At 42.2% G+C, this 11,287-nt stretch carries 6 protein-coding genes; 5 read left to right on the forward strand and 1 reads right to left on the reverse strand.

Annotated features, from left to right (window positions below; all coding sequences use genetic code 11):
* The first annotated feature begins 79 nt into the window (after positions 1-79).
* A complete protein-coding gene (locus tag CHJ_RS18775) occupies positions 80-3,235 on the forward strand; it encodes an HD domain-containing phosphohydrolase (protein ID WP_317918608.1) in 3,156 nt (1,051 codons plus the stop codon).
* Between the two features lie 104 nt (positions 3,236-3,339).
* Here the strand turns inward: CHJ_RS18775 and glgX are convergent, their stop codons facing one another.
* Positions 3,340-5,301, reverse strand: a complete 1,962-nt coding sequence (gene glgX, locus CHJ_RS18780; protein WP_317918609.1) for a glycogen debranching protein GlgX — start codon at positions 5,299-5,301, stop codon at positions 3,340-3,342.
* Positions 5,302-5,736: 435 nt separating this feature from the next.
* Here glgX and CHJ_RS18785 point away from each other — a divergent pair, with 435 nt between their 5' ends.
* The 4 genes from CHJ_RS18785 (at position 5,737) to CHJ_RS18800 (ending at position 11,215) form a co-directional block, all read left to right on the forward strand.
* Positions 5,737-7,089 carry a carbohydrate porin gene (locus CHJ_RS18785; RefSeq protein ID WP_171751147.1) on the forward strand — a complete coding sequence of 451 codons (1,353 nt, stop codon included), beginning with the start codon at positions 5,737-5,739 and terminating at the stop codon, positions 7,087-7,089.
* Between the two features lie 90 nt (positions 7,090-7,179).
* The gene (locus tag CHJ_RS18790) at positions 7,180-8,031 is read left to right on the forward strand and encodes a MalM family protein (RefSeq protein ID WP_317918610.1); all 852 of its coding nucleotides are present in this window, start codon (positions 7,180-7,182) and stop codon (positions 8,029-8,031) included.
* 54 nt (positions 8,032-8,085) lie between these two features.
* Positions 8,086-9,729, forward strand: coding sequence for a glycoside hydrolase family 13 protein (locus CHJ_RS18795; protein ID WP_317918611.1), 1,644 nt, complete (start codon positions 8,086-8,088; stop codon positions 9,727-9,729).
* A 364-nt stretch (positions 9,730-10,093) separates the two neighbouring features.
* Positions 10,094-11,215, forward strand: a complete 1,122-nt coding sequence (locus tag CHJ_RS18800; protein WP_216613285.1) for a tetratricopeptide repeat protein — start codon at positions 10,094-10,096, stop codon at positions 11,213-11,215.
* Positions 11,216-11,287: the final 72 nt, after the last annotated feature.

The raw sequence follows: 11,287 nt of genomic DNA on the forward strand, positions 1-11,287 counted from the left end.
TCATATCGCATTGGTGAATACTTCCTCTGTGATGATATTTATAACAAAAATATAAAAACGTCAGATATAGGGGCAGAAAATGCTAAGGCTTGCTAGCCGAATAGTGTCCATTCGAATTACCGTAGTGTTTGTTTTTTTGCTGGGTATTTTGATGACGACATCATTCGCGATTATTCTCCAGTACCATTTTTCCACTCAAATTGCGACGGATGCTGCGACCAATCATGCGGCAAATGTGGCTCGCAATACCAAAGAAAAAGTGGCCTCATTGAGCCGTAAAGCAACTTATGCGGTTGAGCTTCTTGCTAGAAATACCGCACTGGTTGATGGTGATCAGGTTGGTTCGATTGTCGATGAGCTATTTAGTAACTTGCTGGACAATAACAATGAGTTTTACGCGGTGTACATTGGTTTTGCCAATGGTGATTTTTATGAACTCATTAATCTTGAAGCTAGCCCCGTGATTCGAGAGCAGTTAGGGGCATCATTGACGGATCGATACGCAAAAGTATCAGTCAAAGACGTTGATGGTAAACGTATGATTCATACGCAGTTCTTAACCGAGAAATTTACCTTAAGTCATCAAATTGAATCTCGCTCAGAATATGATGCCACTTCTCGAACATGGTTTCGCATAGCGAATGACATTAAAGCGAGTCAAACAGAACCCTATCTGTTCCATCTTACTCAGGCTCCCGGCCAAACCTATTCAATGGTGATAGAAGAGAGCGATGCAGTTATCGGTATTGATATCGCGTTATCGACAATGTCCGGCTTCTTAACGCGACAGATCTCTAATACTCGTTTTCAAAGTGGTCAAGGGTTTCTGTATAAATCTGATGGCACACTTATCGCTTCAAATAGCGGGACCAAAGAAGAAGCAGAGTATCAGCTCTCTCCTCTAGTATTGAGCCAAGAGGAACGAGATTACATTGATAACTTGCATGTCATTCGTATTTCAAATGAGGTTGACTGGGCTCCTTTAGACTATTCAATATCGGGTGAGCCAAGAGGGTACGCGGTAGAGTTTACTAAGTTGCTGACCGATAGCTTGGGGCTCAACATCGAATACGTGAATGGTGTTTCTTGGTCTAAGCTTGTCGATCATTATCATGAAAAACACATAGAAATATTGGCTCCTGTTTACCGAACGGAATTTAACAAAGATTGGGGAATATTTTCAGAACCACTACTGGATATGCCAATGGCGTTAGCGGTTAAAGAAGGAGCAACTCGCTATCAGAGCCTTGGTGAACTAAGCGGGAAAACATTAGCAATACCTGCTGGTTGGTCGATTATTCCTGAGCTAAAGAGGGCTTATCCAACCATTAATATATTGCAAGTAAGCAATATTTTTGAAGCGCTAAAAGCGGTGTTATCTGGTGGCGCTGATGCGGCAATAGAAAGTGAAATTACGTTAAACTATAACTTGGATATATTCTATTTGGACGGTATCAAGGTTCTGTCCAATATCGATATTTCACCGGCACGTTTTGATAGCAATCTTCGTTATGTTTTCCAACCAGAGTACCAACCATTAGCCAAATTAATAAACAAAGCTATTGCCAATGTTAAGCCCAAAGATAGGCAGTATTTAAGCGATAAGTGGCTAAGTAATTCGTCAGAGCTAATTGAAACGGAATCAAATACTGTCCCATACAACGCATTAGTTCAGCATGTGGCTAAATCCGATGAACTAGGGCAGTTGGTTAGAGCGGATCTTGAAAGTGGCGACTCGTATTTTTATATAGCACCCGTGTTCAACGGCACTAATCAATACATTGGTATTGTGTTTAATGCTGAGGACATATTGAAGAACAGTCGTCGAGAAGTTCTTATCTCTATTGGTATTACCGCGCTGTTTATTTTACTGCTTTTACCGGCAAGTTGGCTGTTTGCTAACCCGATTGTATTACCTATCAGGCAGTTAGCGTTAGAGAATGAAAAAATAATGCATCGACAACATCAAGATGTGAAACATAACCGCTCTGCCATAAAAGAGATTGATGAGCTCTCGACCTCCTTGGTGAACATGTCAAAAGCCATTGCAACCCACCAAAAGCAGCAACAAGATTTAATGGATGCATTTGTACAGCTTATTGCTCAAGCCATTGATGATAAGTCACCGTATACCGGAGGGCACTGTCATCGTGTTCCTGAACTGGGTCTTATGCTGGCGAAATATGCCAGTCAAAGTGAGCAACCCTGTTTCCGTGATTTCTCTATTGAGGACGAGGATAAGCATCGAGAGTTTAGGATGGCCGCATGGTTACATGATTGTGGCAAGATCACCACACCGGAGCATGTGGTGGATAAAGGAAGTAAGTTAGAGACAAGCTACAACCGTATTCATGAAATTCGTACTCGTTTTGAAGTGTTGTGGCGAGATGCTGAGATTGACTATTTGAAAGCGGTACATAACCAACCGGAAATGGAAGGGCAGTGGTTAGAGATCCGAAATGCTAAGCAGCAGCAGCTTGTTGAAGATTTTCAGTTTGTGGCTCAACACAATATTGGCAGCGAGAGTATGGATGACTGCCATGCTGATCGATTGACACAGATTGCTCAACAGACATGGCAAAGGCATTTTGATGATCGTCTTGGTTTATCTCCTGTGGAAGAGAAACGATTAACCGGCTCAACCCAGAGTTTACCCGTTCAGGAACAGCTGATTTCTGACAAGAGTGAACACAGAATCAGATGGGAAAGGAAACCACATTATGATGAAGATCTGAAGATAAAGCTGAAGCCAACTGAATTGCAAAATAATCAAGGGGAGCTATACAACCTATTGATTAGAAGAGGAACATTGAACCATGAAGAGCGATTTAGAATCATGGAGCATACCGTAAGCACTATTAAGATTTTAGAACGGCTACCTTTCCCGAAAGAGTTGGAAAATGTTCCTCGCTACGCCTCTACCCATCATGAAAACTTAAAAGGGACCGGATACCCAAGAAATATACCAGGAGATGACTTATCGGTTGGAGAACGGATCTTAGTTTTAGCGGATATATTTGAAGCGTTGACGGCAGATGATCGTCCATACAAGAAGGCAAAAACCCTTAGCACAGCCATCGATATTTTATATTACAACGTGAAACAAGATAATATCGATAAGGACATATTTAAGCTGTTTCTAACCAGTGGTGTTTATTTAACTTATGCCAAAACTTACTTGGCGGATAAACAGATAGATGAGGTAGATGTTGAGAAATATCTGGCGGAGTTATAGCGATTTAATAGGAAAGCACCTCAAAAAGAGTGGCTACCCTTTTTGAGGTGTGAAGCAATAATTAGAGGGGTTGTAGTGGACCGTTCTAGATAAAATCCAAAGGTTTACGGCTCCGCTTTGCTATGCAATATAGCCAGAGACATAGGGGCAAGCAACATATCGTACTCTAACCTTTCATTGGTGATTCTTTCATTGTTGGTGTTACAAATGGTTATCCAATGCTGGTCATTATTCGATGGGAGTTTGAATCGAGCAGGTGCCGCCGATTGGTTGATCAGATAAATCAGTTCATTGCCTTGCTGCCCAATTCCTAAGTGCAGTGCAACGGCATTTAAGTTGTTCCAATCATCATGTTCCATATGTTGGCCGTCTGCTCGTCGCCAACCCACTCTATTTTGATTTCGCTGTTCACCACTAAACGCTCGCAAGAACGGCAGCATATATTTATGTCTGGCGGCTACAGTGTCACTAACCCACTGTTGGAATAACATTTTTCTTGAGGTTAACTGCCAGTTGAGCCAACTGATTTCATTGTCTTGACAGTAAGCATTGTTGTTGCCGTCTTGAGTATGAGAAAGGACATCGGCGGTCATAATATGGGGGATACCAAAGGAAAAGAGTAAGCTAGCAAAAAAGTTTCGTTTCTGCTTTTCTCTCACGGCTTTGATCACCATGTTATCGGTTTCGCCTTCTTCTCCGTAATTATCAGAACGGTTATCACCATGTCCATCGTGGTTATTTTCACCATTTGCATCATTATGTTTGTGTTTGTACGATACAAGATCTTGTAAGGTGAACCCGTCATGGTAAGTGATGTAATTGACGGTTAATTTTTGTGGCCAGCGACTTGCGCTGTAGAGATCGCGTGAGCCCATTATTCGGGTAGCGAATTCTTTTAAGAAGCCGTGATCTCCGCGCCAGAAGCTACGAGTGATATCACGAAATTTGTCATTGCACTCATTCCAACCGTCTGGGAATCCGCCGACCTGATAACCGTTGGGGCCAATATCCCATGGTTCTGCGATCAGTTTTATTTCTCTTAGGACAGGGTCTTGTGCAACGGCTTTAAAAAAGGCGGAGTGATAATTAAAGGCATCACCTTCTCGACCTAATGTAGCCGCAAGGTCGAAACGGAATCCGTCAATATGATACTCTTCAACCCAGTACCGTAAGGTATCCATGACTAAATTGAGAGACGGCTGATAGGTAAGATCCAGCGTGTTACCACAGCCAGTGTAGTTGGCGTAATGAACACCGTGCTTAATGTAGTATTTGCTGTCTAATGCTTTTAGGTTGAACCAAGCACCGCCTTCTCCCCCTTCCGCAGTATGGTTGTAAACGACATCTAAAATAACCTCAATACCGTTACGGTGCAGTTCACGAACGGCAGTTTTTAGTTCTGTAACAGCATCGTTTGCAGCATATCTAGGATCGGGTGTCATAAACAAGTAGGGGTTATAGCCCCAGTAGTTCACTTTGTCCTGCTTGAGTAAATGTTCTTCGTGCATGCAGGCGGCAACAGGAAGAAGTTGCAGTGTGTTGATATTTTGTTCTTTATAGAAAGAGAGCATATCGGGACAGGCGAGCCCTAGATAACGACCACGGTTGTTAGGCTTCACTTTTTGATTAAGCTGAGTCGCCCCTTTTACGTGGGTTTCAAACAAAATCGTGTCTTCACGAGCAATTCGCGGAGGCTCAACACCTTGCCAATCAAAGTGACTATCTACCACTAAGCATTTGCTCATTGTCCAGCTTTTTGAGGCGTTATATGGCGCTTGGTAATGTAGCGGTTTCTCTAATGCCTTAGCGTATGGGTCAGAGATCAACATAGCTTCGTCATCAATCTCTACAATATAGCCATACTTACATCCCGCTTTGATATCGCTGATATAGGTATGTCTAACACCAGCATACTCGTCCGTTAGCGGGTAAGTTTGATAGTCAGTTTCGGTCTCAAATATTGCTAGTGAGATGCTTTTATAATTGGGCGCAAATATAGAAAAGTTACACCCATTTTTATCTAAGGTCGCACCTAGAGGGTATGGTCTTGAGCGCAAATTTGTCATTTTAGTCTTTCTTAGCGATTTTATTAATCTTATGCACAATACGGTAAAGGGGATAGCCTTTTAAGGCAACCTCCTTTTGTAAAAGGATCTTAAAAATATAAAAAACATTTTGCTCATCATTTGTTACTGAAAATTTGATGCTGCTAACATTTTGTATAGCAGTACTCGCCGTAAAAAGTGCTTACTCCCCCCTAATATAGTGACCGGCGCCTCAATTTTATCGTCTCAGTCGCTTTCTACGCCTATCTACTCCCCCGAAGAATTAATGAGGGTGGAGGAAGTCAGCCTTGTTTTTACTGCTTACTATTTCATCCGTTGAAACAAATTAGGGAGTTACTCCCACACTGCTGTTTTATCGAGTCGAGTTTGTGACTGCCTCACAAGGACGTCTGGAAAAAGTAGCAAAAACATAATAAATCGTTCAGGAGTTAACGAATGAAAAAAGTAAGCGTGATCGCGATAGCAGTGGCCGGCGCTCTGTTGTCCGGAACCGCACTAGCTGAAGATAAAGTTCAGCAAGGGTGGCAAGTCAATGGATATGGAAAGTTGTTGTATAACTTTGGTGAGTCTTTAGCTAGAGAGTATACATGGGAACATAGACGAGATTATCGTGCTGCGGGTGCCGCTTTTTCTGCCAACCCAAATCAAGTTGAGTTCTCATTGACTCGTGGCGATAACTACGAAAATGGTTCATGGGCCAAATACGTACTTCAAGCTGAGTATGGTAACCATGAAGATGGCAATGGTCGTGGATTTTATCCGTCATCTTCTGGTAATGAAGGGCACTATCAGTCGGGTCAACTGGAGTTTAAACAAGCGTATATAGAACTTGGTGATCTGTCTTTCTTCAAAGAAGGCTTAAGCATCTGGGCTGGACAGAGAAAACTAAACCGTCAAGCCGGCATCATCACAAAAGAATTTTGGAAACAGTCCTCTGGTGTTGGTGGCGGTTTTGAAATCAACAACGTCGGTGTGGCGATCGTATCGGCGGATCCGGGTGCTGGTAGCTGTAATGTATCTGGGGATAACAAGAACGATAAGCAGTGTAAGCTAACCTCCGATGGAGAGAGCACCACTCTAAACTCTTTGAATATGTGGTTATACTCGGTTGAAGGTTTATCTGGTCGTTTTGACTTCGATTTTAAGCTTGCTAACCGCGCAAACGCTAAGACATATCGTAACACCAGTGCCGACAATGCTAATGCAGCAAAAGATGGTTTCGGCGGTAGTATCACCTATAGCCGTGACTTCTATGGTTTTGATGGTTGGTCGACGTCAGCTATTGCCTATGGAGAAGGTTTGTTAGCAAACCGTGGGGTTAACTTTGGACAGTTCTCTACTTATAACCAAAGTGATAGAGGTGTATTCGTCACCTCATATGGTGTAGCTAATGTTTCTGAAAATCTTCAGCTTGGTACAGAATTCGCTATGTGGGAGTTAGACAACAAAGACGGTGATAATGTTTGGGGCACTAAGAAAGTGAACCGTACCTTCTTTGGTGTTACGCCATCTTATAAGATGAATGATAACTTGCGTCTAGAAGCGGTTGTTTCCTATGCGATTGAAACATTAGGAAAAAAAGGCGATTGGGGTCGTGAGGATAAAGCCACATCATTCTATACCGCAACGTTAGCGCCTGTATTTACTGTTAATGCTGACTACTGGGGACGTCCACAAATTAAACCTTATGTGACTTATATGGCGTCAAGTGATGCAAATTATGAGTGGAATAAGAACACCAAAGGCAATGAAACACGCATTGGTATCGAAGCAGAAATATGGTTCTAACTGATAGTTAAATGTGAAAAATCGAGGCAGTCATTTGACTGCCTTAGTTGGTTCTAACCGCTCAATATTGGAAATGATAGAGGAATTAAAATGAAAAATGCATTGCTGGCTTTGTTGCTCGGTGGGTTGGTTTCGGGGTGTGCATCGGAGGCACATAGTGAAGCTTCGCGTTTACCTTCGTCATTATCTGACGGGGATATCTGTTGTACGGCAATGTCAGAGTTTTACTGGACACAACTTGATAGCACTGACAACATCGAATTTGAATTAAATGATGCATCTCCAATATGGCACTTCTCTCAAGGCAATAGTCGCTTTGCTGCGTTTGAGTTGGATCCTAAATCAAAAATGGTTGAAGTAACATTACGAAGCTATATGACTGAGAAACAAGTACTTGCACCACAAGTCATTGCCTTAGATGAGACTTTTAATGTTGTACAGACGTTCGGTCTGGATCAGTTCGATACTTTGTATGGCGATGCGTTAAGACAGAATCGATATCAAACGACGTTGCAGTTAGATGCGGAGAAGACACCTTATTTTGTGGTTTATACCGCCAATAGTGATGTTGGTCAGCAAGTGGTTATCCCTCATCCGGCAAAAGTTCGAGCGATTCGTAGTAGTGCGCCTCTGCCCATGGTGACCGATCTAAAATATGTCCACGCCTTTACCGGTAAGCTGGATATTGAGGTCACGACTCAATCATTAAGAAGTCATGCCAAATCTTCGCAAAAGCAAGCCAGTAAACCGGCGCCTATAGTAAAAAAACAGGCGGTAGTTACGGCCGCACAAATTGGTACGGTTGAGTATTATACTAATGCTATTAAGCAAGCGGTTGAGCAAAATGATATAGCGAAGGCGCTGGCGTTATTGGAAGAAGCCAAAGCATTGAATATTGAACAAGCACAACAAGTGTTTATTGATGCAGTTAATAAGAAGTAACCAAGCAAATAAGTAACTTAAATACTCAAGTGACTTGCCTAAATGGAGAGAGAGATGAAACAGCAGTGGTGGCACGATGCCGTCGTTTATCAGATATACCCGCGCAGCTTTTGTGACTCAAATAACGATGGTATTGGCGATATTGCCGGGATAATTAGCAAACTAGATTACCTAGAGACTCTCGGAATTAATGTTATCTGGCTCTCTCCTGTTTATCAGTCTCCGATGGATGATAACGGTTATGATATTTCTGATTATCAAGCCATTGCTGCCGAGTTTGGCACCATGCAGGAGATGAAAACCCTGATAAAGCTCGCGAAGTCTAAAGGTATACGCATTGTGATGGATCTGGTGGTTAACCATACCTCTGATGAACATCCTTGGTTTATCGAAGCGAAGAAGTCTAAAGATAATCCTTATCGTGATTACTACATTTGGCGAGACGAACCTAGTGAGGGCGGGTACCCCAATGATATCGATTCTATTTTTGGTGGCCCTGCTTGGCAGTGGGACAGCCAGACCGAGCAATACTATTTTCATCTCTTCTCTAAGCGTCAGCCGGATCTCAACTGGGAAAACCCACAAGTTCAGCAACAAGTTCATACTATGATGAATTGGTGGATAGAGCAGGGAATTGGTGGTTTTAGGCTAGATGTTATTGATCTTATTGGCAAACAAGTGGATAAGAAAATAACAGGTAATGGTGAACGTCTTCACCCACTATTGCAGCAGATGAATAAGGCCACATTTGGCGACAAAGATCTGCTAACCGTTGGAGAAACATGGGGAGCAAACCCAGACATTGCTAAGTTATACAGCCATCCTGATAGAAACGAACTTTCTATGATATTTCAGTTCGAGCACATCACCCTAACATGGGGGAATGGTGATAAATGGCAACCAATTGATCTCGATTTTACTGCGTTTAAGCGAGTGATGAATAAGTGGCAGATAGAGTTGGCGAATGATGGCTGGAACTCACTGTTTTGGGGAAATCACGATCTACCCAGAGCGGTATCCAAATATGGTGACGACGCCACCTATCGTGTGGAGTCAGCCAAAATGCTGGCGACGGCACTGCATTTTCTAAAAGGTACACCTTACATATATCAAGGTGAAGAAATTGCTATGACAAACGTTAAGTTCGACTCAATCGAGCAGTATAGAGATATTGAAACAACGAACTTCTATAAACTGCGGACGGAATCTGGCGTTCCTGCTCAACAGATGTTGGCAGCACTTCATGAAAATAGTCGTGACAATGCGCGAACTCCCATGCAATGGGATGATAGTGAGCATAGTGGTTTTACTTCGGGCCAACCATGGATCGATGTGAATCCAAATTATAAACAGATTAATGTTGCGGCCGCGCTACATGATCCTGATTCTGTCTATTACCATTATCAGCAGTTGATACGGTTAAGAAAATCGCATTCTGCCATTGTTTATGGTGACTTTACTCCTCTATTTGAAGAGCATGGCTCTATTTGGGCCTACCTAAGAAGTGATGATAAAGAGACGATTTTGGTGGTGTGTAATTTCCACAATTGTTCCGCTGAACTTAGGTTACCGGATAGTTTCTCGGTAACCGAACAGCCGATTTTAATTGCAAATTATCGTGATCGAGTGGCGTTAGATAAACAACTGCGCCTTAGGCCTTATGAGTCGTTTGCGGTACAGTTAAAAGGCAGTCAGTAAGGTACGGTTTAATTGCTTGTTTACTTGCTTGTTTACTTTTTTGGTAATTGGTAATTGATTACTATCCAAACAGGTTGAGATTTTTATCAGTGCGCACTCCAGAGTGCGCTTTGTTGTATTTATGGCTTTAGGTTTTGACTAATGGCAGTGTGAGAGGGTTCGATTTATAGAAAGTGAAATGATAAGGTTTGTGACATCGTATTGTAGTTATCTCAATTAAACACCAACTATCCATAGCGAATATCGCCAATCTCCTATACTGTTGGTGAAGGTTGTTATTTGTTGTAAATTGGATGCTCTATTGACCATAGAGAATTTCAACAAGAATGTAAGTGTGTTTTCACGCTGTTAGAACTAGAGATTTATGAATTTTATAACGATTGCCCTTGGGGCTACAGGTATTTCGCTACTGCTTATTTTTGGATGGATGGCGTCTTTGTCTGCAAAAAAGAAACGCTTAGCCGCCGAAAAAGAAGAGCGCGATCGTGCTTATAGAAGAGCAATTGAGAGACAACGAGAAGAAGAACGTAAAGAGCGGATTTTTAAAGCAGAAACCGGACATGTTCCTACTCAACTTTTTTTAGCTAAAGAGGCCGAAATACATAACCCAAGAGAAGCGCTTTATTGGTACGAACAGGCCGCTTTACAGGATAACGAAATTGGCATGTATGGTGTGGTACGTGTGTGTGCCAGAGCAAAAGAAGATGTTGTGCTAGGTGAAAAGTCTAAGTTTTGGAGTTTGGCTATTGAGGCTCATAATGGCAATAACCGAGCAAAGCTTGAGTTGGGTAAAGCCTTTATGGGCGGTCAAGGTACCGATCAAAATATCGATAAAGGGATTGAAACCATTGAAGAGGTAGCTAACGAGGGTAACACCGAAGCACAAATATTCATGGGAGATTGGTATATCGCAGAGTCGAATACCAATCCTAATCCGAAGTTATCTGCTGAGTGGCATTTTAAAGCGGCACAACAGAATAACTCTGAGGGTCAGCTAAAACTCGGCATTCATTATCGCGATGGTAAAGGGGTTGATAAGAATACAACTCGTGCGATTTATTGGTTTGAGGTTGCAGCAGAGCAAGGAAATTTAGAAGCGCAATATTTGGCTGGCGATGTATGGATCGGTCGCGGCTCTAAAGGAAACGCCATCGCCTATTTATGGTTATTTATCTCGGCATATTTTGGTTATGAACCCGCTAAATCAAGACGAGATGATGTCGGCAATATTCTTGGTGTGGATGCTGTCGTCGGTTTACAGGGCATGGCGAAGCCATTGCTGCGTAAGTTAGCAGACGGTGCGCTTGCCAAACATTCGATGATAAAAGCGTTAAATAAACTGTATAAACGTAACAGTTATTTTCCTGAAATTGATGGTAACGAGTTTATGGTATATGAAAAAACATCTGAGCAAGATGGTGAGGATAAAGAGGCCGCAGACAGTAACGACCTTGATTTTTCATATTCGCCAATAGATAAAAAATAACTTTGCACAAGGCTCCTAACAAGGAGCCTTTTTTCTCCCTTCATAGTAATTACTTGATTTCCAATACGTCCA

The organism is Vibrio sp. MACH09, assembly GCF_033238805.1.
Lineage (GTDB): Bacteria > Pseudomonadota > Gammaproteobacteria > Enterobacterales > Vibrionaceae > Vibrio.